Source organism: Streptomyces sp. NPDC058525 (assembly GCF_042719495.1).
Lineage (GTDB): Bacteria > Actinomycetota > Actinomycetes > Streptomycetales > Streptomycetaceae > Streptomyces.
Window position 1 is genome coordinate 18265 of sequence record NZ_JBHXNP010000048.1, and the last position, 23587, is coordinate 41851.

Genomic DNA, 23587 nt, shown 5'->3' on the forward strand with positions numbered 1-23587 from the left:
GCACACTGACTTCCGCCCACAGCCTGTGGCCGCTGGCGGCCGAGGCACCGGTCGACCGGATCCCGGCGCCCGTCATCGAGTACGCGCAGCTCGCGCCCACGCTGATCGTGGTGGGCGCGGCGATCCTCGGGATCCTCGTCGAGGCCTTCGTACCGCGCAAGTCCCGCTACTACGTCCAGGTGTTCCTCTCCGTCGCCGCGCTGGCCTCGGCCTTCGCGGCGGTCGTCGGCCTCGCGGCCGGCGGGTACGGGTCCACCAAGGCGCAGATCGCGGCGATGGGCGCGATCGCGGTGGACGGTCCGGCGCTGTTCCTGCAGGGCACCATCCTGCTCGCCTCGATCGTCGCCGTCTTCACCTTCGCCGAGCGGCGCCTCGACCCGGCCGCGCACGGCAACCGGGTGGACTCCTTCGCCGCCCAGGCCGCGTCCGTACCGGGCAGCGACAGCGAGAAGGCCGCCGTCAAGGCCGGGTTCACCACCACCGAGGTCTTCCCGCTGGCCCTGTTCGCGATCGCCGGAATGCTGATCTTCCCGGCGGCCAACGACCTGCTGACCCTGTTCATCGCGCTGGAGGTCTTCTCCCTCCCGCTGTACCTGCTCTGCGCCCTCGCCCGCCGCCAGCGGCTGATGTCGCAGGAGGCCGCGGTCAAGTACTTCCTGCTCGGCGCCTTCTCCTCCGCCTTCCTCCTCTTCGGCATCGCGCTGCTCTACGGGTACGCGGGCTCGGTCTCGTACGCGGCGATCGCCGACGTGGTGGACGGCACGGTCACGAAGATCGACCCGGCGCTCGCCGACACCATGGGCAACGACGTGCTGCTGCTGATCGGCTCGGCACTGATCCTGATGGGCCTGCTCTTCAAGGTCGGCGCGGTCCCCTTCCACATGTGGACCCCGGACGTCTACCAGGGCGCCCCGACCCCGATCACCGGCTTCATGGCGGCGGCGACGAAGGTGGCCGCGTTCGGCGCCCTCCTGCGGCTGCTCTACGTGGTCCTGCCGGGCCTGCGCTGGGACTGGCGGCCGGTGATGTGGGGCATCGCGATCGTCACGATGCTGGCGGGTGCGGTGATCGCCGTGACCCAGACCGACGTCAAGCGGCTCCTCGCCTACTCCTCGATCGCGCACGCGGGCTTCATCCTGGCCGGTGTGATCGCGACCTCGGCGGAGGGCGTCTCGTCCGTCCTCTTCTACCTCGGCGCCTACTCCTTCGTGACGATCGGCGCCTTCGCGGTGGTCACGCTGGTGCGCGACGCGGGCGGAGAGGCGACGCACCTGTCGAAGTGGGCGGGTCTGGGCCGCCGTTCGCCGCTGACCGCGGCGGTGTTCGCGGTGTTCCTGCTGGCCTTCGCCGGCATTCCGCTCACGTCCGGCTTCGCGGGCAAGTTCGCCGTGTTCAAGGCGGCGGCGGAAGGCGGCGCCGGGGCGCTGGTCGTGGTCGGTGTCATCTCGTCCGCGATCGCCGCGTTCTTCTACATCCGGGTGATCGTCCTGATGTTCTTCAGCGAGCCGAAGACCGACGGCCCGACGGTGGCCGTGCCCTCGCCGCTGACGATGACGACGATCGCGGTGGGCGTCGCGGTGACGGTGGTGCTGGGCGTGGCCCCGCAATACTTCCTGGACCTGGCGGGTCAGGCGAGCACGTTCGTGCGCTGACCGGCCCACGGCACGGTGAAGGGCTCGGCTCCCCTGGGGGAGCCGGGCCCTTCGGGCTACTCGGGGCGCCTCCGCTTCGGCGTGATGGTGGTGAGGTCCAGATCGATGGGATAGGGGACGGAGACCTTCAGTCGGTCGTGGAAGATGCCCGTGGCGACATAGACGCCCGTAGTCGGTTCGAGTTCGAAGACGTAGACGACCGCGCGCCCGTCGTGATCCTCGACGCGCCAGAAGTGCGGGATCTTGGCCCGGGCGTACTTGAGTGGCTTGCTGCTGCGGTCGCGTGCCTCGGAATCCGGTGAGACGACTTCGATGGCGAGACGTACGGCACCGACGGGGAACCGGGTTTGGCGTCGGTCGTCCACGACCCCGGACTCGACCACGATCACGTCCGGCTCCGGTCGATTCCCTTTGTCGATGTCGATCGTGAGCTCGCGGAAGACCTCCACATCGGGCGGTGCGACCGCCTGTAGCTGCCATTTGAAGAAGTCGATGGCGCGCTCGTGGAAGATGCTCTGCGGACTCACGAAGATCAGGCTCCCGTCGATCAGCTCCGTGTGCGGAGGCAGGTTGGGAAGCCGGTCAAGGTCGTCGGCGGTCCATCCACCCGCAGGCGGAACGGGCCAGCGCGGGGCGGGCCCCTGCTCGGGGGTCTCGGGATCGACGCTCATCGGTAGTGCTCCCATGCTGCGGAGTCTCGCGAGTCCGCTCAGCGTATCGCCGGGGAACGCCGGAGAAGCCGCCCTTATGGGTGAGTCATATGCCCCGCGCACTTGACGGTCGGGTTCCAGTTGTGGAAGCGGCCGGCCGGGTTCTTCTCGTACGCCCACATGTGGAGGTCGTAGTGCTTGGGCATGCCCGTCCAGTGGCCGGGCATGGGCCCGTCGAAGGGCAGCCCGAACATGCTCGGGCGGTCGTCGGCGGTCTTCAGGTCCTGGTCGCGGTCGGTGGACATCCACTCCACGGCCTGGAGCTTGCGGCGGCCGTCGCGGTCCTTCTCGGCGCTGTAGAGGAGCGCGGTCGGCTTGCTCGGGTCCTTCGAACCCCAGTAGGCCGCCTTGACGTAGTGGTAGCCCATGGCGCCCACCCCGAACGGGTTGGCCATGCACTCCTTGCCGTGCGGGACGTAGCCGTCCTCGAGGGCCGCCCGCTCGTCCACGTATTTGGCCGTCACCTTGATCGCCGTCGCCATGTCCGCCATCGCCTTGCGGTTGCGCGGATCGGGTGCGGGGCCTTCGACGCCGTGGGCCGGGGCCATGGCGGCCAGGCCGAGCGACGCGGCGACCGCACAGGTCAGGGCAGCCTTGCGAGTACGGGCGGACATGGGGGCTCCTGCCGGTCGGGGGCTTTCGTCCACCTTCCCGGCGGCCCCCGGCCGGTGCACGCGGCGCGCCTCCGAACGGGGGGTCAGGGCCGGGTCGTGCCCGGGCGGCAGCGCAGGTCGGGGTTGAACGTCGCGAACAGGCCGGCCGGGTTGGGCTTCCAGAGCCAGACGTGCAGGGCGTAGTGGACCTTCTGGCCCTTGAAGCGGCCCGGGATCGGCCCCTTGAAGGGCTGCCCGAAGAGGCTCGGCCGGTCGTCGTCCGTCTCGACCTTGCCGTCCCGGTCCATGACGACCCATTCGAGGGCGACCAGCCTGCGCCGGCCCTCCGCGTCGTCCTCGTAGAGCAGGGCCGCGGGCTTGGCGGGGTCGAGGGAGTCGTCGTAGGCGTGGTTGAAGTGCGGGTAGCCCACGGCTCCGGCGCCCGCCGGGTCGGCCACGCAGTACCGGTCGGGCACGTACCCGGCGGCGGTCGCCGCCGGTTCCCGCAGGTACCGGGAGCTCGACACCGCCGCCCGGGCGAGGCCGGCCAGGGCCGCGGGGCCGGTGCGGGGGACGGTGGCGGCGGTGGCGCTGCCCGTGGCGGTGCCCGTGGCGCTCCCCGTGGCGGTGCCCGGCCCCGGGGGCGGGCCGGCGTGCGGGCCGGGGGTGGCCGCGGCGGGTCCCGCCGGGGCGGTCAGGGCCGCCGCGGCGGCGAGGGCCAGGACGAGCATGCCGGTACGAGAGGCCATACGGGGACTCCTGGATCGTCGGGTCGAAGCCCCAGGAGCATCACCCACGGCCCGCGGTCCGCCCCGGCGGCAGGCCGGTCGGTCCGGTCAGGCCGCCCGGGCGGCGTACGCGCGGACGTCCGCGTCCGGGTCGGTGACCGCCGTGGCCAGGGCCGCCCGGGCCGCGCCGGCCTCCCGGTGGGCGAGCAGCGCGAGGACCGCGGCCTTGCGGACATCGGCGTTGGCATCGGCCAGGGCCCCGGCGAGGGCCGGTACGGCCGCTCCCGCGGCGTCGGCCGACAGCGCGGCGGCCGCACCCGCCCGGACCTGCCAGGCCGGATCGGCCAGGGCCGCCACGGCCGTGTCGGCGTACCGCCCGGGGCAGCCGGTGGCGGCCGGCGCCCCCAGGGCGGCTCCGCGCACCAGCGGATCGGCGTCGGCCGGCAGCGGATCCAGCGGGTCCGGGGCCGGGGCGTGCACCGAGGCGAGGCCCTTGGCGACGGCGACCCGGACCTCGCGGGCGAGGGCGCCGGGAACGTACCGGCGGTCGGCCCGTCGTGGTGTTGCCGCAGTATTGCGCCACGGGCAGTACGGCCGCGCGTCTTTGACCAGCGGGTTCGGCGGGGTGGCGGACGGATCCGCCACCCCCCCGACCGCATTGCGGACTAGCGGGATCCCACGATGCGGCCGGTGACCTCGCCGAGGCCCACCCGCGTGCCGGCGGCGCCGGGCGCCCACGCGGTGAGGGTGACGGTGTCCCCGTCCTCCAGGAAGGTGCGCTTGCCGTCGGCGAGTTCGAGCGCGTCGCGCCCGTTCCACGTCAGCTCCAGCAGCGAGCCGCGCTGGCCGGTCTCCGGGCCGCTGACGGTGCCGGAGCCGTACACGTCGCCGGTGCGCAGCGAGGCGCCGTTGACGGTCATGTGCGCGAGCTGCTGGGCGGCGGTCCAGTACATCGACGCGAACGGCGGCTGCGCCACCTCCGTCCCGTTGATGGAGACGCTGATGCGCAGGTCGAAGCCGCCGGGGCGGTCGGCGGAGGCGTCGTCCAGGTAGGGCAGCAGCGGGAAGTCCCGGGCGGGCGGGGCGACGCGGGCCGCGTCCAGGGCCTCCAGCGGGGTCACCCAGGCGGAGACGGAGGTGGCGAAGGACTTGCCGAGGAAGGGGCCGAGCGGCACGTATTCCCAGGCCTGGATGTCGCGCGCCGACCAGTCGTTGAGCAGGAACAGCCCGAAGACGTGGTCCTCGAAATCGCCCAGCGCCACCGGGCGGCCCAGCTCGGAGGGGGTGCCGACGACGAAGCCGACCTCGGCCTCGATGTCGAGCTTGACGGACGGGCCGAAGACGGGCGCCGGGTCGGCGGGCGCCTTGCGCTGCCCGGAGGGCCGGACGACGTCCGTCCCGGACACGACGATGGTGCCCGAGCGACCGTGGTAACCGATCGGCAGGTGCTTCCAGTTGGGCGTCAGCGCGTCCCCGTCGGGCCGGAAGATCCGCCCGACGTTGGTGGCGTGGTGCTCGCTGGCGTAGAAGTCGACGTAGTCGGCGACCTCGTACGGCAGGTGCAGCGCGACCTCGTCGAGCGGCAGCAGGTGCGGCTCCACGGTGGGGCGGTGGCCGGGGTCGGTGACCCAGGCGGTCAGCGCACGGCGCACGTCGCGCCAGGCGGTGCGCCCGGCGGCCAGCAGCGGGTTGAGCGAGGACTGCCCGAGCAGCCCGGCATACGGGGAACCGAGCGCGGCCGCGGCCGCCCCCGCGTCGAGCACGTGTCCGCCGATCCGCACACCGATCCGGCGACGGTCCTCCCCGGCGGTCGAGAAGACGCCGTAGGGGAGGTTGTGCGGCCCGAACGGGTCGCCCTCGGGAACATCGAGGGGGCTCTGCTGGGGCATGGGGTGCTGCCTCGCTTTCGACGCGGTCCGGGGGTGTCCCGGTGGCTGGTTGACACGTTACGTGGCTGGTGGGGCCTGCGGGAGGCCGGATTCGGGCACTATTTGTAGGACTTGTCCAACGGGGTCCGTATCCTTGGCGCCGTGACTTCCGCCCTCCCCTATGCCTTGATCGCCACTGACCTGGACGGGACTCTGCTGCGCGCCGGGGACACCGTCTCCGCCCGCTCGTACGCGGCGCTCGCCACGGCGCGCGCCGCGGGCGCGCAGCACATCATCGTCACCGGCCGCCCGGTCCCGCAGGTCCGGCACGTGCTGGACGGCCTGGGTTACGAGGGGCTCGCGGTGTGCGGGCAGGGCGCGCAGGTGTACGACGCGGCGCGCGGGCGCCTGCTGCACTCCGTGTCCATGGACCGGGGGCTGGCCGAGGTTGCCCTCGGCAAGATCGAGGCGGAGATCGGCGAGGTCTACGCGGCGGTCAACCAGGAGGGGGTCGACGCGGAGATGCTGATAGGGCCGGGCTACCGGATGTGGCATCCGCACCTGCCGACGGTCCGGGTGCCGCGGCGGTCGGACCTGTGGTCGGCCCCGATCAACAAGGTGCTGCTCCAGCACCCCCGGCTGGACGACGACGAGCTGACGCGGGTGGCGCGGGCGGTGGTCGGCGACCTGGTGAACGTCACCATGGCGGGGGAGCACACGGTGGAGCTCCAGCCGCCGGGCATCGACAAGGCCAGCGGCCTCGCCCGGGCGGCGGAAGCCCTGGGCCTGCCCGCCTCGACGACGATCGCCTTCGGCGACATGCCGAATGACGTCCCGATGTTCGCCTGGTCCGCGTACGGGGTGGCCATGGCCAACGCCCACCGCGAACTGGTCGCGGTAGCGGACGAGATCACCCTGTCGAACGAGTCCGACGGCATCGCGGTCATCCTGGAACGACTGTACGCATAGCGGCACAAACACTGGCAAGGTTGAACTCGCCTTGCGGGCAATCCAGCTGCACCAGGCAGCCGGCCGTGGCCAAATCCAGCCCCGCCGGCGTTTGAGGCGCGGGGTCTGGGGCGGAGCCCCAGGTGGCCCGGTAGGGCCCTGGCCCTGGCCCTAGCCCGCCGTGCGCGGCAGCCGGCGTTCCCACGTCCGGTGGAAGACCACCTCGCCCCCCTCCCGGCACACCACCTCGTTCGACGTCACGAACCCGCCCTCGTCGCACGAGATCTCCGACCGCGTCTCGACCCGCGCGTCCCACCCCCGCTCCGGCCGGTGCAGCCGGATCGACCAGTCCGAGCGGGTACGGGCCGACAGCGGGTCCCCGTCCTGGATCTCGTACACCTCCAGGGCGTCCTCGCTGAACTCCAGGCCGTCCGGGTACACCCGGGTGCCCCCGTACCGCGGATCCACCTCCAGCCGCCACGTCCCGCGCGCCACGTCCCGTACGACCAGCCGCTCCGGCCGCGGTTCGTCGAGCGTGGCCGGGAAGACGACCCCCAGCGGCTCTGCCTGCTCCGGCGCCTCGAACAGGATCCCCTCGTCCGCAGAGCCGGCGGCAGCCCGGGCCCCGGCCCGCACCGGCAGCGTCAGCGCGCTCCCCGCCGGGTCCAGGGTCCGGCCTCGGAGCCGGCCCGCGGCCAGATCCACGGCCAGTACGCGGAGGAGACGGCGAGCCGGATCCGGTGCCCCGGCGCGAAGGCGTGGCCGATGCCGTTCAGCTCGAAGGTGACGTCCTCGTACGAGCCCGCCGGCCAGGGCACGGCCCGGTCCCTGCCCTGGCGGGCGGACAGGTTCAGCGCGCCCCGGGTGACGAGCGTGGAGGAGCCGTCGGGGGCGACGTCGCACAGCCGGGCCACCGCCTGGCCGTACGGCACGTCCAGCCGGAGCCGCAGCGTCACCGACGGCCGACCCAGGATCTCCACCGGCTCCCCGTCGGCCACCGGGAATTCGAAGCACGCCGACTTCGCGTCCTCCTCCCGCTGGTCCGGCGGCAGGTCGGCGTCGTTGCCGAAGGGGAAGAAGCGGCCCGCGTCCAGCCCGGTGTGCTGCGGGGAGGCGACGGCGACCGGGGCGCCCTGGAACCCGTACGAGACCGGGATCACCGACGGCGAGGGCCAGGCCTTCTCCCCGGCCCAGCGGCCGGGGAGTTCCCCGTACGTGGTCGCCGGCGGGTGCGAGTCGCTGATCCAGGCGCGGAGCAGCGGCTCGTCCAGCACGCCGTTGTCCTCGCCGCGCAGCCAGTGGTCCCACCAGCGCAGGGTCTCCTGGAGGAAGCCGATGGACGGGCCGGGCGGCAGCCCGCGGTCCGGGTACTGGTGCGACCAGGGGCCTATCAGGCCGCGCACCCGGGAGGACGGCAGCGCGGAGACCAGCCGCAGCACGGTGTCCCGGTAGGGGTCGTGCCAGCCGCCCACCGCGAGGACCGCCGCGCCGATCGCCGAGTAGTCCTCGCAGACGCTGCCGTGGCGCCAGTACGCGTCGCGGGTCTGGTGCGAGAGCCAGGTGTGGATCAGCGGTTCGACCGATTCCAGCCGGTCCAGCCACTGCTGGCGCCAGCCGTCGCCGGCGTACTCCGGGTCCGGCGGGCGGGAGGCGAAGGCGAGCATGGTGGCCGCCCACGCGTGCATGTCCACGGCCAGCACGGAGCCGCCCATGTAGTGGACGTCGTTGTCGTACCGGTCGTCCGTGGAGCACACGGTGACGATCGCCTTCAGCGGCTCGGGGGCCAGGGCGGCGATCTGGAGGGAGTTGAAGCCGCCCCAGGAGATCCCGAACATGCCCACGGAGCCCGTGCACCACGGCTGCTCCGCCAGCCACTCGATCACCGCGACCCCGTCGGCGAGCTCGCGGGCGTCGTACTCGTCGCCCGGACGGCCCCCGCTGCACCCGTGGCCGCGCACGTCCACGCGGACCGAGGCGTAGCCGTGCCCGGCGTACCAGGGGTGGCGCTGCCAGTCGCGCGGCGCGGTCCAGTCGGTGAGCCGGTACGGGAGGTACTCCAGCAGCGCCGGCACGGGCTCCCGGGTCACCGGGCGCCAGATCCGGGCGTAGAGCTCCACCCCGTCGGCCATCGGGATCCGGACGTCCTCGCGGGTGGTCTCGTACGGGAAATCGGTGCGGATGATCATTCGACAACCACCTCAGTGGACGGGGTGCATCGTGCGCCGCAGCCAGGGCGCGAGCGCGATCACGGCCAGGCCCGCGGCCACCGCGATCCCGCCGTTGACGCCGAAGTACACGGGGTTGGACACCTCGCCGTAGAGCTTGACCACCTGTGCCTGGATGCCGTTGGCGAGTGCCAGGGAGAGGAACCACAGGGCCATCGTCTGGCTGCTGAAGGCCTTGGGGGCGAGTTTGGTGGTGGCCGACATGCCGGAGGTCTCCAGCAGGACGTCGCCGAGCCCGAGCAGCAGGTAGGAGCCGACGATCCACCAGGCGGCCATGCGGTAGGTGTCCCCGCTGTGCCCGGAGGTCGGGATGACCATCAGCAGGAAGGACAGGCCGCCGAGGATCACACCGATGGCGATCTTCTTCGAGGCGTGCGGCTGGCGGTGGCCCATGCGGACCCACAGCGCGGCGACGACCGGGGCCAGCAGCACCTCGAAGGCGCCGAGCGCGGAGGCGTACCAGCTCGCCGGGAAGTCGAAGCCCAGGATGGTGGTGCGGGCGTTGGTGGAGGCCAGCAGCATCATCGTCGAGTAGGCCTGGAAGAGGATGAAGTTGAAGGCGACCGAGGCCAGGAAGAGCACCACGTACGGGCGCAGCCGCCCGCGCTCCTCGGCCGTCACCCGCGGGCTGCGGAACATGACGGCGAAGTAGACGACCGGCGCGATCACCGAGATGAGGGTGAGCAGGTCGACGAACCGGCCCAGCGTCAGCCAGCCGGTGAGGGCCAGCAGGGTGGCGAGCGCGGCGAAGGCGAGGCAGCCGCCGATGATCTTCGTCACGGCAGCGCGCATCGCTTGGGGCGCCAGCGCGTACTCGGCGGAGTGCTTGCGTCCGGCCAGGTGGCGGCGGCCGAGCACGTACTGGACCAGGCCGGCGGTCATGCCGATGGCGGCGGCGGAGAACCCCCAGTGCCAGCCCTGGTGCTCGCCGAGCCAGCCGGTGATCAGCGGTCCGGCGAAGGCGCCGATGTTGATGCCCATGTAGTAGAGGGCGAAGCCCGCGTCGCGCCGGTCGTCGTCGGTCCGGTAGAGCTTGCCGACCATGCTGGCCACGTTCGGCTTGAGCAGGCCGGTGCCCGCGCTGATCAGGCCGAGGCCCACCCAGGTCATGGCGGCGGTCGGCACGGCCATGGCGTAGTGGCCGCAGGCGATGAGGATGCCGCCCCAGAGCACGGAGCGGTACGAACCGAGGATCCGGTCGGCGAGCCACCCGCCGGCGACGGAGACGAGGTAGACCATGGTCCCGTAGGCCGCCGATACGGAGGCCGCGGTGCCCGGGCTCATCCCCAGGCCGCCGTTCGCGACCGCGTCCGCGAAGTAGAGGACGAGGATGGCCTGCATGCCCAGGAACGAGAACCGCTCCCAGACCTCCAGCCCGGACAGGGTCGCGAGGCCGCGGGGGTGGCCGAGGAACGCGTGGTCGTCTCCGGGCGGCGGCTGGTCGGCCTCCGGATCCGGGGGGTCCTCTATATCGGTCATAGTTCTGGACAAAACGTATTCTCCGGTTGATTCGGCTCCTCAAGAACATACCGGTGCGCTTCGGGCGGTGCGCGGGTGGCGACCGGACAGGCGCTCTCGGTGATCGAAAACAGACCCGATACGCTGGGTTGAGTGATGGCAGCGACACATCGACAATCCAGGTGATCGTCTACGTGATCGTCAGCAGACAGGAGTACCCCTCGTGACCGTCGTCGGGCCGTTCGGACTGAGCGTGCGGGACCAGGCTCTTGAGACCGATGTCCAGGCCGGACTGGCCGCTGTCGAGGCGGGTCTGCTGGAAGCCACCAAGAGCGAAGTCCCCTTCATCACCGAGGCCGCACAGCACCTGGTGCGGGCCGGTGGCAAGCGTTTCCGCCCGCTGCTGGTGATGCTCGCGTCCCGCTTCGGCGACCCCTACGCGCCCGGGATCGTGCCGTCCGCGGTGGTCGTGGAGCTGACGCACCTGGCGACCCTCTACCACGACGACGTCATGGACGAGGCGGACGTGCGCCGCGGGGTGGAGAGCGCGAACGCCCGCTGGGGCAACTCGGTGGCCGTCCTGACGGGTGACTTCCTGTTCGCCCGCGCCTCGCACATCCTGGCCGACCTCGGGCCCGAGGCCGTACGCATCCAGGCCGAGGCCTTCGAGCGGCTGGTGACCGGCCAGATCCTGGAGACGGCCGGTCCGCGCGACGGCCGCGACCCGGTCGAGCACTACCTCGACGTCATCGCCGGCAAGACCGGCTCGCTGATCGCCGTCTCCGGCCGCTTCGGTGCGCTGATGTCCGGCGCCGACGAGTCGGTCGTCGACATCCTGACCCAGTACGGCGAGCGGCTCGGCACCGCCTTCCAGCTCGCCGACGACGTCCTGGACATCGCCTCCGACGCGCACGAGTCCGGCAAGACCCCCGGCACCGACCTGCGCGAGGGCATCCCGACCCTGCCCGTCCTGCGGCTGCGCGAGATGGCCGCCCGCGACGGAGCCCCGGAGGACCTGGAACTCGTACGGCTCCTGGACGGGGACCTGACGGACGACGCCCGCCACGCCGAGGTGCTCACCCGGCTGCGGGCGCACCCCGCGCTGGAGCGGGCCCGCCGCGACACCATCCGGTACGCGCAGGACGCGCGGGCCACGCTCGCTCCGCTGCCCGAGTGCTTCGCCAAGTCGGCGCTCGAAGAGCTCTGCGACGCGGTGGTCCACCGCGCGGGCTAGCACCCCGCCTTCGCCCGCACGGGCGGCCGCTCGATCGGAACGGGCCCTTCCGCACCGCGACCCCTACGGGTCGGGTGAGAAGGGCCTGTTTCGTGTCATCCCACGGTCGTACGTTCAGTTGCGTCCGGGGGCTGACGCTTCCGTGCCGCCGTTTTGGTCAGATGGAGTCATCAAACCCCACCAGATCGGGTGAGCGCGGCGACACGGGGGTCGCCGCCGTCGACACAGAGGGCAGGGCACTGACATGTCAGCGAACACGAAGACTTCTCGCAAGGTCGCCCGGTACGCCGTACCGGTCGCGGTGGCAGGTGTGGCCGCGGCGACCGTCGCGATGGTCCCGGCCTTCGCCAACGCCGGCGGCCCCGACCTGCCGAAGGTGACGGCGCAGCAGCTCATCGAGAAGATCGCCGCCTCGGACGTCCAGGAGCTGTCCGGCACGGCCAAGATCAGCACCGATCTGGGCCTGCCGAAGATCGCCGGCGGCCTGCTCGGCGGCAGCGGTGTCGCCGAGGGCTCCGCGGCCCCGGAGGACAAGGTCGCGCAGCTGGCCAGCGGCACGCACACCTTCCGGGTCGCGGCCGACGGCCCGGACCGCCAGAAGCTGACCTTCCTGGACGGCAAGGACGAGTACAGCCTGATCCACAACGGCGCCGATGTGTGGGGCTACGCCTCCAAGTCGAACGAGGTGTTCCACGAGAAGAACGCCGCCGGCGCCTCGGAGCACGAGAAGAAGACGGCCGACCGCCTCGCCGCCTCGCCCCAGCAGCTGGCCGAGGAGGTCCTGAAGGCCGCCGGCACGACCACGGACGTCGGCGTGGGCGAGACCGCCCAGGTCGCCGGGCGGGACGCCTACCAGCTGGTGCTCAAGCCCAAGCAGGCCGGCTCCACGGTCGGCTCGATCCAGATCGCCGTCGACGCCAAGAACGGCGTGCCGCTGCGCGTGCAGCTGCTGTCCTCCCAGGGCGGCAAGCCCATCGTGGACGCGGGCTTCACCAAGGTGGACTTCGCCAAGCCCTCCGCCGACACCTTCGCCTTCACCCCGCCCAAGGGCGCCAAGGTGACCGAGGGCTCGGACGAGCGCGGCAAGGGCGAGCACGGGAAGGAGTTCAAGGCACTGGAGTCCTTCCCGGGCCTGGACGCCCTCACCGGCGGTGCGAACGGCAAGGGCGAGGTGAAGGTCCTCGGCGAGGGCTGGGCCACGGTGGCGCAGATCAACACCGGGGCGGGCCAGGGCCTCAAGGATCTGGAGAACGACAAGAACGCGCCGAAGGAGGCGAAGCAGTTCCTCGACTCCCTCGGTGACAAGGTCTCCGGGAAGTTCGGCGAGGGCCGCATCTTCTCCACCCGCCTGGTCAACGCCCTGATCACGGACGACGGCAAGGTCTACGTCGGCGCGGTCACCAAGGACCAGCTGGTGAAGACGGCGGACTCCGCCAAGTAGTCCGCCAGTAGCTTTCCGCACAGCCGGAAGGGTGGGCAGGGACTGTGTCCCTGCCCACCCTTCCGGCATTCCCGTACCCCGTACAGCAAGCCCGCTGTACGGTGTTGGGCATGTCGAGACACGTCACCATCCGCCTGGACGAGGACTTCCACGAACGCCTGAAGGCGCGCGCGGCGGCCCTGGGCACGACGGTCACCGCGCTGATCACCGAGGTCACGGAACGCGAACTCGACGAGGACCGGAAGAACTTCCTGTCCGGCATCGAGGAGTTCGCCGACCACTGGGGCTACTTCCAGGAGCGTTTCGGCAATTGAAGATCACCATGGAGTGGGCCTGGACCGCTCTCGCCCACCATCTCCCGTCCGACCCGGCCGTATGGGACCCCTCCGGGGTGGCCGCCGCGGTCGCCCGGCACCAGAACGACCTCGTCCTGGTGCCCGAACAGCCCGCCCCGGACACCGCGTGGCGGGCCGCCGCGTTTCTGCACACCCTCGCGGTGTGCCCGGCGCTGGAATCCCCGATGAACGAGTTCTACGCCGCCGCCGCGACCCGCTCGTACCTGCGCGTGGCCGGGGCCGGCCAGCTGCCCTCGCCCGAGGTGCTGGGCGATCTGGTCGAGGCGGCGAAGCTGGGCCTCGCCGACATCGGGGCGGTCGCCGAGGAGCTGCGGGCCCGCATACAGGACCCGCAGCCCGCCTCGCGAGGTTCCGACCGGCGCTAGAAGGTGATCTTCCAGCTGTTGATGTAGCCGACGTCCTGCGCGGCCGTGTCCCTCACCCGGAGGTTCCAGGTCCCGTTGGCGACCTCTGCGGAGGCGTTCACGGTGTAGGACTGGACGAGGTTGTCGGCGCTGCCGCCGGTGCGGTTGTGCAGGTTGTAGACCGTGCCGTCGGGGGCGACCAGGTCGACCACCAGGTCACCGCGGTAGGTGTGGACGATGTTCACGTCCACCTTGGTGGTGGCCGGGGCGTTGCCCGCGACGCCGGACACCGTGACCGGCGAGTTCACCGCGGCGGCGGGGGAGTCCGGGATGTTCACGTCCGCCGTGTTCTCGAAGGACGGGCCCGGCGGGACCGGGGTGGCCGCGCCGAGGGTCCAGATCGCGTAGGCGACGGCGTCGGAGTTGCGGTCCAGGGCGGTGTCGTTGATGTTCGCCGTGTTGTCGCAGGACGAGTGGTAGCAGCGGTCGAAGGCCTGCCCGGCCGTGCCGCCCCACTTCTGCGCCTGCGCCGAGGACTTCGTGTTGCTGGCGCCGGTGAACAGACCGCCGACCGGGATGCCCACGTTCTTGAACGAGGCGTGGTCCGAACGGCCGTCGCCCTCGGTCTCGATCTCGGTCGGGACGCCGAGGCCCGCGTAGTAGTTCTTGAACGTCTGCTCGATGGTCGGGTCGTCGTCGTAGACGAAGTAGCCCGGGTTCGGCGAGCCGATCATGTCGAAGTTCAGGTAACCGGAGAACTTCGCGCGCTCGGCGGCCGGCAGGTTGTTGACGTAGTACTTCGAACCGATGAGGCCCAGTTCCTCCGCGCCCCACCAGCCGAACCGCAGGTGCTTCGTCGGCTGGAGACCGGCCCGGGAGACGGCCAGGGCCGTCTCGAGCACGGCCGCGCTGCCGGAGCCGTTGTCGTTGATGCCCGCGCCCGAGGACACCGAGTCCAGGTGCGCGCCCGCCATCAGGACCGAGTTCGGGTCACCGCCCGGCCAGTCGGCTATCAGGTTGTAGCCGGTGGCGCCGCTGGAGGTGAAGGTCTGCAGGGTGGTCGTGAAGCCGGCCGCGTCGAGCTTGGCCTTCACGTAGTCGATCGAGGCCTTGTAGCCGGCCCGGCCGTGGGCGCGGTTGCCGCCGTTGTTGGCGGCGATGGTCGACAGCTGCGTGAGGTGGGCCTTGACGTTGGCCAGCGGGATGTCGGGCGGCGTCGGCGCCGCGGCGACCGCCGTCGGGGCGGCCAGTGCGGCGGGAGTGGTGGCGGCGAACAGGCCGGCGACCGCGAACGCGGTCACGGCGGCGAGGCGCCGGGAGACGGACAGGCTCATGTGGGGGCTCCGGGATTCCGCGGGGATGTGACGGAACTATGGGGATAGAGCAGGTGAGCGATAGTGCGTCTGTGCGAGCCCGATGGTCAGTGAGAGCGTGACAGTCCGTCAAGACCACAATTCGGTCAGGGTGGTTCGGAAAACGGACGATCCCCGTTGCGGAAGTTCCGCAACGGGGATCGTGGGGGTCGGGTGCCCGCTGGTGCGGGCTCCTCGCGGGCCCGTCCCGGGCCCTGCGCGAGCGCGTTACGCGGGCTCGCGGGCCGGCGCGGCGACGGGCGGCATCGCGGCGGCGAGCGCGGCCCGGGAGCGGCGGGCCCTGCCCAGTGCGTCCCAGGTCAGAAGCGCGAGGGCGGCCCACACCAGGGCGAAGCCGGCCCACCGCTCGGGCGGCATCGCCTCGTGGAAGTAGAGGACGCCGAGCCCGAACTGGAACACCGGGGCCAGGTACTGGAGCAGTCCGAGGGTGGACAGCGGCACCCGGATCGCCGCCGCCCCGAAGCACACCAGCGGGATCGCGGTGACCAGCCCGGTCGAGGCCAGCAGGAGCGTGTGTCCAGTGCCCTGCGAGGCGAAGGTGGACTGGCCCTGCGCGCCGAGCCACAGCAGGTAGCCGAGGGCGGGCAGGAAGAGCACGGCCGTCTCGGCGGCCAGCGACTCCAGGCCGCCCATGTTGAGCTTCTTCTTGATCAGCCCGTACGTCGCGAAGGAGCACGCCAGGACCAGCGAGATCCACGGCGGCCGCCCGTAGCCGATGGCGAGCACCAGCACCGCGACGAAGCTGATGCCGACCGCCACCCACTGCGTGCGGCGCAGCCGCTCGCCGAGCACCAGCACCCCCATCGCGATGCTGACCAGCGGATTGATGAAGTAGCCGAGGCTCGACTCGACGACGTGGCCGTTATTGACGGACCAGATGTACAGGCCCCAGTTCACGGTGATCACCGAGGCGGCGAGCGTGGTCAGCGCGAGCTTCCGGGGCTCGCGCAGCAGCTCCCGTATCCAGCCCCAGCGGCGCACCACGAGCAGCGCCAGGCCGACCACGGCCAGCGACCACACCATGCGGTGGGCGAGGATCTCGATGGCTCCGGAGGGCTGGAGCAGTGGCCAGAAGAGGGGGACGAGCCCCCACATCCCGTACGCGCCGAATCCGTAGAGCAAACCCGCGCGCTGGTCCGTCTCTGCCTTCACGGGTCCTCCTGTACGACTTTCAGCCAACCTCTCGACGGTAGCGCCGTACGACCCGGATGTCATGCCCGTTTACACGAGATACTCATGACATCTGGCGAAACCCCTCGGTAACGCGCCGGAGCCCGGCCCCCTGGGGGTCCGGGCTCGGCTTCGCGCTTGGTGCTTCGTACGGCGTGCGGGTCGGTGCGGGTCAGCCCACGACCGTCCAGGTGTCGGTGCCCGCCAGCAGGGAGGCCAGGTCGCCCTTGCCCTTGCGGTCGACGGCCGTGTCGAGCTGGTCGGCCATCTGCGTGTCGTAGACGGGCCGCTCGACGCTCCGGAACACCCCGATGGGCGTGTGGTGGAGGGTGTCGGGGTCGGCCAGCCGGGACAGCGCGAAGGCGGTGGTCGAGCTGGCGCCGTACGCGTCGTGGACCACGATCCGCGACTCGTTCTCGGGGGTGACCGTGACGACCTGGAGGTCGCCGGTGGCCGGGTCCCGGACGACGCCCTTGTCGCCGTCGGCGCCGCACCGGATCGGCTGCCCGTGCTCCAGCCGGATCACGGCCTCCTGCGCCTGCTCCCGGTCCTTCAGGACCTCGAAGGCGCCGTCGTTGAAGATGTTGCAGTTCTGGTAGATCTCCACCAGCGCCGTGCCCTGGTGGTCGGCGGCCGCGCGCAGCACCTCGGTGAGGTGCTTGCGGTCGGAGTCCACCGTCCGCGCGACGAAGGAGGCCTCGGCGCCGATGGCCAGGGACACCGGGTTGAACGGCGCGTCCAGCGAGCCCATCGGGGTCGACTTGGTGATCTTGCCGACCTCGGAGGTGGGGGAGTACTGCCCCTTCGTCAGACCGTAGATCCGGTTGTTGAACAGCAGGATCTTGAGGTTGACGTTGCGCCGCAGGGCGTGGATGAGGTGGTTCCCGCCGATGGAGAGCGCGTCTCCGTCACCCGTGACCACCCACACCGACAGGTCGCGGCGGGAGGTGGCCAGACCCGTGGCGATGGCCGGGGCGCGGCCGTGGATCGAGTGCATCCCGTACGTGTTCATGTAGTACGGGAAGCGGGAGGAGCAGCCGATGCCCGAGACGAAGACGATGTTCTCCCTCGCGAGGCCGAGCTCGGGCATGAAGCCCTGCACGGCCGCGAGAACGGCGTAGTCACCGCAGCCGGGGCACCAGCGGACCTCCTGGTCCGACTTGAAGTCCTTGGCCGACTGCGCTGCCTCGGCCTTCGGTACCAGCGACAGCAGGGACGGGGCGTCGGTCACCTCAGTCATTGATGGCCTCCTCGAGAACCTTCGCGAGCTGCTCCGCCTTGAACGGCATTCCGTTGACCTGGTTGTACGACTGGGCGTCCACCAGGTATTTCGCCCGGATCAGGGTGGCGAGCTGCCCGAGGTTCATCTCCGGCACCACTACCTTCTCGTAACGCTTCAGGACCTCTCCGAGATTCCTCGGGAAGGGGTTGAGGTGGCGCAGGTGGGCCTGTGCGATGGGGCGGCCGGCCGTCCGCAGGCGCCGGACCGCGGCCGTGACCGGGCCGTAGGTGGAGCCCCAGCCCAGCACGAGGGTGCGGGCCTGGTCGGGGTCGTCGACCTCCAGGTCGGGGACCACGATGCCGTCGATCTTGGCCTGGCGGGTGCGGACCATCAGGTCGTGGTTGGCGGGGTCGTACGAGATGTTGCCGGTGCCGTCCTGCTTCTCGATGCCGCCGATGCGGTGCTCGAGACCGGGCGTGCCGGGGACCGCCCACGGGCGGGCCAGCGTCTCCGGGTCGCGCTTGTACGGCCAGAACACCTCGGTGCCGTCCGCCAGCTCGTGGTTGGGGCCGGTGGCGAACCGGGTCGTGAGGTCGGGCAGGTCGGCGATGTCCGGGATCCGCCAGGGCTCGGAGCCGTTGGCCAGGTAGCCGTCCGAGAGCAGGAAGACCGGGGTCCGGTAGGTCAGCGCGATCCGGGCCGCGTCCAGGGCGGCGTCGAAGCAGTCCGCCGGGGTGCGCGGGGCGACGATCGGCACCGGGGCCTCGCCGTTGCGCCCGTACATGGCCTGGAGCAGGTCGGCCTGCTCCGTCTTGGTCGGCAGGCCGGTGGAGGGGCCGCCGCGCTGGATGTCCACGATCAGCAGCGGCAGCTCCAGGGAGACCGCGAGGCCGATCGTCTCGGACTTCAGGGCCACGCCGGGCCCGGAGGTCGTGGTCACACCCAGGGCTCCGCCGAACGCGGCACCCAGGGCCGCGCCGATGCCCGCGATCTCGTCCTCGGCCTGGAAGGTGCGTACGCCGAAGTTCTTGTGCTTGCTCAGCTCGTGCAGGATGTCCGAGGCCGGGGTGATCGGGTAAGAGCCCAGGTAGAGCGGCAGGTCCGCCTGCCGGCTCGCGGCGATCAGGCCGTAGGACAGGGCCAGGTTCCCCGAGATGTTGCGGTAGGTGCCGGTCGGGAAGGCCCGGGTGGCCGGGGCGACCTCGTAGGAGACCGCGAAGTCCTCCGTCGTCTCCCCGAAGTTCCAGCCCGCGCGGAACGCGGCCACGTTCGCCTCGGCGATCTGCGGCTTCTTCGCGAACTTCTGCCGCAGGAAGCTCTCCGTACCCTCCGTCGGCCGGTGGTACATCCAGGACAGCAGGCCCAGCGCGAACATGTTCTTGCTGCGCTCGGCCTCCTTGCGGGAGAGCCCGAAGTCCTTCAGCGCCTCGATGGTGAGGGTGGTCAGCGGGACGGGGTGCAGGTTGTAGGCGGCCAGCGAGCCGTCCTCGAGGGGGGAGGTCTGGTAGCCGACCTTGGCCATCGGGCGCTTGGTGAACTCATCCGTGTTGATGATGATCTCCGCGCCGCGCGGCACGTCGCCGATGTTCGCCTTCAGGGCGGCCGGGTTCATCGCGACCAGCACGTTCGGGGCGTCACCGGGCGTGAGGATGTCGTGGTCGGCGAAGTGCAGCTGGAAGGAGGACACGCCCGGCAGGGTTCCGGCGGGGGCGCGGATCTCGGCGGGGAAGTTCGGGAGGGTCGAGAGGTCGTTCCCGAACGACGCCGTCTCCGAGGTGAACCGGTCACCGGTGAGTTGCATACCGTCACCCGAGTCACCCGCGAACCGGATGATCACGCGATCAAGACGGCGGACTTCCTTGCCGCCCGGAGTCGCCGGGGTGCGCTGCCCTGCGACAACCGCACCCCCAGCCCCGTCGGCCTGCTCGGCTGGGCTACTGACCTGGCTGGTCACTGAACTGGACCTCCTTCGAGGCGTGGGCACCCCCAGAACCAACCCTACGACGGTCAGCTCTTCCGGGGCGGCCACATTCTGGACCGTTGGACCGCCCTTCGAGACGGCCCGACCGGTATGCCGTATCTGACAGAGTGTCAGTCGATCAAGATTTCAGATAGGTGAGAACGGCCAGTACACGCCGGTGATCCCCGTCACTCGGCGACAGGCCCAACTTCATGAAGATGTTGCTGACGTGCTTCTCCACCGCTCCGTCGCTCACGACCAACTGCTTCGCCACGGCGGAATTCGTGCGTCCTTCGGCCATCAGGCCCAGTACCTCGCGCTCGCGCGGCGTCAGCCCCGCCAGCACGTCCTGCTTCCGGCTGCGCCCGAGCAGCTGGGCGACGACCTCGGGGTCCAGGGCGGTACCGCCCCGGGCCACCCGCACCACCGCGTCCAGGAACTCGCGCACATCGGCCACCCGGTCCTTGAGCAGGTACCCCACCCCGGTGCTGGAACCGGCCAGCAGTTCGGTGGCGTACTGCTCCTCCACGTACTGCGACAGCACGAGCACCCCTATCCCGGGATGCTCGCGGCGCAGCCGTACGGCGGCCCGTACGCCCTCGTCGGTGTGCGTCGGCGGCATCCGCACGTCGGCGACCACCACGTCCGGCAGCCCGTCCTGCGCCGCGAGGTCCGACACCGTCTTGATCAGGGCTTCCGCGTCCCCGACGCCCGCCACGACCTCGTGCCCCCGGTCGGTCAGCAACCGGGTCAGGCCCTCACGCAGCAGTACCGAGTCCTCGGCGATGACCACTCGCACCCTGTCGTCCACGATTCAGCAGCTCCCGCGTCCACTCATCCCGCACTCCCTGACTCAGCCAAGCATCCCAGCCTCGAGGCCGGATCCAGGCGGAGCCGGGACAACGAGTGGGCACACGGGGGAGTTTCGGCCGCGGTCGGGGCTCCGGCGGGGGTACGGGAGGGGCCCGGGGGGCGCGCGGGGGACGCGTCGGGCCGGGAAAACAAAGGGGTCCGGGCCGATCGGCCCGGACCTCCGTCACGACTTCTCAGGCACGTCCTCGTCTCTCGGGCACGTCCTCGTCTTCCGATCTGCTCAGACCCGCCAGGGGAGCTCGGCGGTCACCGTGGTCCCCACCCCCTCGGGGGAGTCGACGACGAGGATCCCGTCCACGGCGTCCAGCCGCTCGGCCAGCCCCACCAGCCCGCTCCCCCCACCGGCCCCGGCCCCGGCGCCCGCACCGACGCCCGCACCCGCACCCGCCTCCACACCCACACCCACGCCCACGCCTGCGCCCGCCCCGCCCCGGCCGTCGTCGGAGACCTGGACGAGCAGCCGCTCGCCCGACTTCCACACCTCCACGCTGGCGACCCTGGCCCGCGCGTGCTTGCTGACGTTCTGCAGCAGCTCCGAGACCGTGAAGTACGCGATCCCCTCGATCGCCGCCGTCGGCCGCGCCGGGAGGTCCACGGTCACCCGTACGGGAACGGCACACCGCGCGGCCACCGAGGACAGCGCCGCGTCCAGCCCCCGGTCGGTCAGCACCGCCGGGTGGATCCCGCGGGCCAGGTCGCGCAGCTCCTGCAAGGCGATCTTCACCTCTCCGTGTGCCTCGTCCACCATCCGGGCGGCGGCCACCGGGTCCTCGGTCACCTTCTCCTTCGCCAGCCCCAGATCCATTGCGAGGGCCGCCAGCCGGGCCTGCGCCCCGTCGTGCAGATCGCGCTCGATGCGCCGCAGGTCGGCGGCCGCGGTGTCCACCACCACCCCGCGGTCGGACTCCAGCTCCGTCACCCGGCTGGCCAGCCGGGACGGCCCCAGCAGCCCGCCCACCACCACCCGGTCGACGGCCGTCAGCGCCCGCAGCACCCACGGGGTCGCGAGGGTGAAGGCCATCCCGACCAGGAAGGTGAGGGCGATCGCGCCGGGGGAGTCGAGGTAGAAGGAGTAGTCGCCGTTCTGGAAGAGCTGGAGCCCGGGCTGGTTGGTGTAGGCCGGGAAGACCCAGAACCACAGCGGGTACAGCAGCAGGGACCAGCCGGTCGTCCAGAACACCAGCGCCGTGCAGAAGGCGAAGACGGCCCACGGGAAGTGGATCACGGAGTACAGCACGTGCCGCCAGGCGCTCCCGCTCTTGAGCAGTGCCCCCATCGCGGACAGGGCCCCGCCCTTGCGGGCCCGGATCGGCGCGGGCTCGGCGATGTCGGCCCGGAGCAGGCCCCGTACCCGCGCCCGCTCCAGCCGGCCGAACCCGCGGCACATCGCGAGCACCCCGGCGAGCACCGGAACCCCGAGGAAGGTGACGAGCAGCCCGGCGCCGAGGCTCAGGCCGGTGATCGCGAGCGAGAAGTACAGGATGCTCAGCGGCAGCCCGATCAACAGGTACCCGAACTCCCGCCACGTCCGCCCCGCCACCGGAGCCCGCACCACAGCCCGGAACCCCACGCCCGACCCCATACCGTCATCCATCTCCGGACCCACCCTTCCCGTCTCAGCACTACCCCTCCACCCTCCCGCCCCCACCCCCGCCAAACCATCCAGCCCGTCGGCCTCCCCACAGGGGGGTTAACCCCACCCCGGGCCGATCGAAGCCGGGGCAATTCCAGCCCCGCCGGCGTTTGAGGCACGGGGCCTGGGGCGGAGCCCCAGCAGCGGCGCCGCACCCGACTCCACCGGCTCAGCCCCGGCCGATCGAAGCCGGGGCAATTTCAGCCTCGCCGGCGCTTGAGGCGCGGGGCCTGGGGCGGAGCCCCAGCAGCGGCGCGGCACCCGATTCCACCGCCTCAGCCCCGGCCGATCGAAGCCGGGGCAATTTCAGCCTCGCCGGCGCTTGAGGCGCGGGGCCTGGGGCGGAGCCCCAGCAGCGGCGCCGCACCCGACTCCACCGGCTCGGCCCCAGCCGATCGAAGCCCCGGCAACTCCAGCCCCGCCGGCGCTCAAGGCGCGCGCCCCGGCCCGAAGCCCCGGCAGCGGCGCGGCCCCCGACTCCACCCGCTCGGCCCCGCCCCACCACCCCGAACACGAAAACGGGACCCCTGCCCACCCGGACGGAAGCCCCGCTACACACCACAGTCGGCCCAGCCACCTACCCCCGCCCCCGCCACGGCAACTCCGCCGTGACCACCGTCCCCTCCCCCTCCGGCGAGTCCACGACGAACACCCCGTCCACCGCCCCCAACCGCTCCGCGAGCCCCGCCATCCCCGACCCCCGGGAGGCATCCGCACCGCCGCGCCCGTCATCCGTCACCCGGATCAGCAGCCGCTCCCCGGCCCGCCACACCTCCACGCTCGCGCCCCGCGCCCCCGGCCCCGCGTGCTTGCTCACGTTCTGCAGCAGCTCCGACACCACGAAGTACGCGATCCCCTCGATGGCCGCCGCCGGCCGCGCCGGCAGATCCACCGCCACCTTCACCGGCACCACGCACCGCGCCGCCACCGACGACAGCGCCGCGTCCAGCCCCCGGTCGGTCAGCACCGCCGGATGGATCCCGCGCGCCAGGTCCCGCAGCTCCTGGAGCGCCAGCTTCACCTCCCCGTGGGCCTCGTCGACCATCGCCGCCGCGCCCTCCGGGTCCTCCAGCAGCTTCTCCTTCGCCAGGCCCAGCCCCATCGCCAGCGCCACCAGCCGCGCCTGCGCCCCGTCGTGCAGGTCCCGCTCGATGCGCCGCAGGTCGGCCGCCGCCGTGTCGACCACCACGCCCCGGTCCGACTCCAGCTCCGCGATCCGCCGTTCCAGGTCGTCGGAGGGCGACAACAGCCCCCGCACCATCGCCCGGTCCGCGTTCGCGAGCAGCCGCACCACGTACGGCAGCACCGGCCACAGCACGAACAGCCCGGTCAGGGCTACCGTGAAGGTGAGCACTCCCCACGGGAGCCGGACCAGCTGGTACAGCACCGTCCGCCAGCCGACCGGGTCCTTGATGCTCGTCCACAACCAGGGGAAGAACCCGCCCGCACGCCGCGGGCCGGGAATCGGCGTCGGCTCGTCCACCCGTACGCCCAGGAGCGCCCGGGCCCGTGCCCGGTCCAGCCGTCCCAACTGTCGGGACAACCAGAGACCACATGCGAGCAGCGGAAGTCCGATCGCGGTCACGGACAGACCGCCCGTTCCGGCGACCATGACCACCGCGTAGACGAATCCGACCACCGCCACCGGCAGGTTGCTCACCAGATGGGCGATCTCCTTCCACGTCACGGCGCTGAAGACGGCGCGGACGGGGGGCGGCCGGTCGTTGTCGGGGGTGTCATGGCTCGTGGTCATGCGGCCCAGCCTGCCAAGGGCGGTCCGCGGACGCCATGGGGTGGCC

Annotated in this window: 18 protein-coding genes and 2 pseudogenes; 6 read left to right on the forward strand and 14 right to left on the reverse strand. The window is 71.7% G+C overall.

Features of this window, described 5'->3' with window-relative positions; translation table 11 throughout:
- Positions 1-5 precede the first annotated feature (5 nt).
- On the forward strand, positions 6-1652 hold the full coding sequence (gene nuoN / locus ACFWP3_RS22330; protein WP_384223874.1) for an NADH-quinone oxidoreductase subunit NuoN: 1647 nt from the start codon (positions 6-8) through the stop codon (positions 1650-1652).
- Between the two features lie 56 nt (positions 1653-1708).
- Here nuoN and ACFWP3_RS22335 read toward each other — a convergent pair whose 3' ends face one another.
- The 5 genes and pseudogenes from ACFWP3_RS22335 to fahA form a co-directional block, all read right to left on the reverse strand.
- The gene (locus ACFWP3_RS22335; RefSeq protein WP_384223795.1) at positions 1709-2323 is read right to left on the reverse strand and encodes a Uma2 family endonuclease; all 615 of its coding nucleotides are present in this window, start codon (positions 2321-2323) and stop codon (positions 1709-1711) included.
- Positions 2324-2397: 74 nt separating this feature from the next.
- On the reverse strand, positions 2398-2976 hold the full coding sequence (locus tag ACFWP3_RS22340) for a hypothetical protein (RefSeq protein ID WP_384223798.1): 579 nt from the start codon (positions 2974-2976) through the stop codon (positions 2398-2400).
- An 83-nt stretch (positions 2977-3059) separates the two neighbouring features.
- Positions 3060-3704 (reverse strand): hypothetical protein, encoded by a 645-nt coding sequence (locus ACFWP3_RS22345; protein WP_384223800.1) that lies wholly within the window; start codon positions 3702-3704, stop codon positions 3060-3062.
- A gap of 87 nt (positions 3705-3791) precedes the next feature.
- A pseudogene (locus ACFWP3_RS22350) lies at positions 3792-4205 on the reverse strand (HEAT repeat domain-containing protein); the annotation flags it as partial.
- 143 nt (positions 4206-4348) lie between these two features.
- Positions 4349-5572 carry a fumarylacetoacetase gene (fahA, locus tag ACFWP3_RS22355; protein ID WP_384223803.1) on the reverse strand — a complete coding sequence of 408 codons (1224 nt, stop codon included), beginning with the start codon at positions 5570-5572 and terminating at the stop codon, positions 4349-4351.
- Positions 5573-5713: 141 nt separating this feature from the next.
- On the opposite strand from fahA, the gene ACFWP3_RS22360 reads away from it, so the two are divergent.
- Complete coding sequence (locus tag ACFWP3_RS22360; protein WP_384223805.1) at positions 5714-6520, forward strand: Cof-type HAD-IIB family hydrolase; 807 nt, start codon at positions 5714-5716, stop codon at positions 6518-6520.
- A 150-nt stretch (positions 6521-6670) separates the two neighbouring features.
- Here the strand turns inward: ACFWP3_RS22360 and ACFWP3_RS22365 are convergent.
- Positions 6671-8685: pseudogene (locus ACFWP3_RS22365) on the reverse strand (CocE/NonD family hydrolase).
- 12 nt (positions 8686-8697) lie between these two features.
- Positions 8698-10203: a peptide MFS transporter gene (locus ACFWP3_RS22370; RefSeq protein WP_384223808.1), complete on the reverse strand. Its 1506-nt coding sequence runs from the start codon at positions 10201-10203 to the stop codon at positions 8698-8700.
- 202 nt (positions 10204-10405) lie between these two features.
- Between ACFWP3_RS22370 and ACFWP3_RS22375 the strand changes: the two genes are divergently transcribed.
- The 4 genes from ACFWP3_RS22375 to ACFWP3_RS22390 all read left to right on the forward strand — a co-directional run bounded on the left by ACFWP3_RS22375 (position 10406) and on the right by ACFWP3_RS22390 (position 13578).
- Positions 10406-11416, forward strand: a complete 1011-nt coding sequence (locus ACFWP3_RS22375) for a polyprenyl synthetase family protein (RefSeq protein WP_384223810.1) — start codon at positions 10406-10408, stop codon at positions 11414-11416.
- A 244-nt stretch (positions 11417-11660) separates the two neighbouring features.
- Positions 11661-12857 carry an outer membrane lipoprotein carrier protein LolA gene (locus tag ACFWP3_RS22380; RefSeq protein WP_384223812.1) on the forward strand — a complete coding sequence of 399 codons (1197 nt, stop codon included), beginning with the start codon at positions 11661-11663 and terminating at the stop codon, positions 12855-12857.
- A 110-nt stretch (positions 12858-12967) separates the two neighbouring features.
- The gene (locus ACFWP3_RS22385) at positions 12968-13171 is read left to right on the forward strand and encodes a hypothetical protein (protein WP_326588561.1); all 204 of its coding nucleotides are present in this window, start codon (positions 12968-12970) and stop codon (positions 13169-13171) included.
- Positions 13168-13578 carry a hypothetical protein gene (locus ACFWP3_RS22390; RefSeq protein WP_384223814.1) on the forward strand — a complete coding sequence of 137 codons (411 nt, stop codon included), beginning with the start codon at positions 13168-13170 and terminating at the stop codon, positions 13576-13578. Before ACFWP3_RS22385 ends, ACFWP3_RS22390 begins: the two co-directional genes overlap by 4 nt.
- On the opposite strand, the gene ACFWP3_RS22395 is transcribed toward ACFWP3_RS22390, so the two are convergent.
- The 7 genes from ACFWP3_RS22395 to ACFWP3_RS22425 all read right to left on the reverse strand — a co-directional run bounded on the left by ACFWP3_RS22395 (position 13575) and on the right by ACFWP3_RS22425 (position 23541).
- Positions 13575-14891 (reverse strand): M28 family metallopeptidase, encoded by a 1317-nt coding sequence (locus ACFWP3_RS22395; protein WP_384223816.1) that lies wholly within the window; start codon positions 14889-14891, stop codon positions 13575-13577. The genes ACFWP3_RS22390 and ACFWP3_RS22395 overlap by 4 nt on opposite strands.
- A gap of 246 nt (positions 14892-15137) precedes the next feature.
- Positions 15138-16025 carry an EamA family transporter RarD gene (rarD, locus tag ACFWP3_RS22400; RefSeq protein ID WP_384223877.1) on the reverse strand — a complete coding sequence of 296 codons (888 nt, stop codon included), beginning with the start codon at positions 16023-16025 and terminating at the stop codon, positions 15138-15140.
- A gap of 247 nt (positions 16026-16272) precedes the next feature.
- Positions 16273-17340 (reverse strand): 2-oxoacid:ferredoxin oxidoreductase subunit beta, encoded by a 1068-nt coding sequence (locus ACFWP3_RS22405; protein ID WP_384223819.1) that lies wholly within the window; start codon positions 17338-17340, stop codon positions 16273-16275.
- Positions 17333-19276 carry a 2-oxoacid:acceptor oxidoreductase subunit alpha gene (locus ACFWP3_RS22410; protein WP_384223821.1) on the reverse strand — a complete coding sequence of 648 codons (1944 nt, stop codon included), beginning with the start codon at positions 19274-19276 and terminating at the stop codon, positions 17333-17335. The genes ACFWP3_RS22405 and ACFWP3_RS22410 overlap by 8 nt, the downstream gene beginning before the upstream one ends.
- Before the next feature lie 145 nt (positions 19277-19421).
- Entirely contained in the window at positions 19422-20081 is a 660-nt protein-coding gene (locus ACFWP3_RS22415) for a LuxR C-terminal-related transcriptional regulator (protein ID WP_384223879.1), read from the reverse strand.
- A 294-nt stretch (positions 20082-20375) separates the two neighbouring features.
- Positions 20376-21737 carry a sensor histidine kinase gene (locus tag ACFWP3_RS22420; protein WP_384223823.1) on the reverse strand — a complete coding sequence of 454 codons (1362 nt, stop codon included), beginning with the start codon at positions 21735-21737 and terminating at the stop codon, positions 20376-20378.
- A 628-nt stretch (positions 21738-22365) separates the two neighbouring features.
- Positions 22366-23541, reverse strand: a complete 1176-nt coding sequence (locus tag ACFWP3_RS22425; protein WP_384223825.1) for a sensor histidine kinase — start codon at positions 23539-23541, stop codon at positions 22366-22368.
- Positions 23542-23587 lie beyond the last annotated feature (46 nt).

What these genes read in the sequence shown, in the direction of transcription:
- ACFWP3_RS22395 (WP_384223816.1), bottom strand. Translation starts at nt 14,891, where the DNA reads ATGAGCCTGTCCGTCTCCCGGCGCCTCGCCGCCGTGACCGCGTTCGCG.
- ACFWP3_RS22420 (WP_384223823.1), bottom strand. Translation starts at nt 21,737, where the DNA reads ATGGGGTCGGGCGTGGGGTTCCGGGCTGTGGTGCGGGCTCCGGTGGCG.
- rarD (WP_384223877.1), bottom strand. Translation starts at nt 16,025, where the DNA reads ATGTGGGGGCTCGTCCCCCTCTTCTGGCCACTGCTCCAGCCCTCCGGA.
- ACFWP3_RS22405 (WP_384223819.1), bottom strand. Translation starts at nt 17,340, where the DNA reads ATGACTGAGGTGACCGACGCCCCGTCCCTGCTGTCGCTGGTACCGAAG.
- ACFWP3_RS22335 (WP_384223795.1), bottom strand. Translation starts at nt 2,323, where the DNA reads ATGAGCGTCGATCCCGAGACCCCCGAGCAGGGGCCCGCCCCGCGCTGG.
- ACFWP3_RS22345 (WP_384223800.1), bottom strand. Translation starts at nt 3,704, where the DNA reads ATGGCCTCTCGTACCGGCATGCTCGTCCTGGCCCTCGCCGCCGCGGCG.
- ACFWP3_RS22380 (WP_384223812.1), top strand. Translation starts at nt 11,661, where the DNA reads ATGTCAGCGAACACGAAGACTTCTCGCAAGGTCGCCCGGTACGCCGTA.
- fahA (WP_384223803.1), bottom strand. Translation starts at nt 5,572, where the DNA reads ATGCCCCAGCAGAGCCCCCTCGATGTTCCCGAGGGCGACCCGTTCGGG.
- ACFWP3_RS22370 (WP_384223808.1), bottom strand. Translation starts at nt 10,203, where the DNA reads ATGACCGATATAGAGGACCCCCCGGATCCGGAGGCCGACCAGCCGCCG.
- ACFWP3_RS22340 (WP_384223798.1), bottom strand. Translation starts at nt 2,976, where the DNA reads ATGTCCGCCCGTACTCGCAAGGCTGCCCTGACCTGTGCGGTCGCCGCG.
- ACFWP3_RS22385 (WP_326588561.1), top strand. Translation starts at nt 12,968, where the DNA reads ATGTCGAGACACGTCACCATCCGCCTGGACGAGGACTTCCACGAACGC.
- ACFWP3_RS22425 (WP_384223825.1), bottom strand. Translation starts at nt 23,541, where the DNA reads ATGACCACGAGCCATGACACCCCCGACAACGACCGGCCGCCCCCCGTC.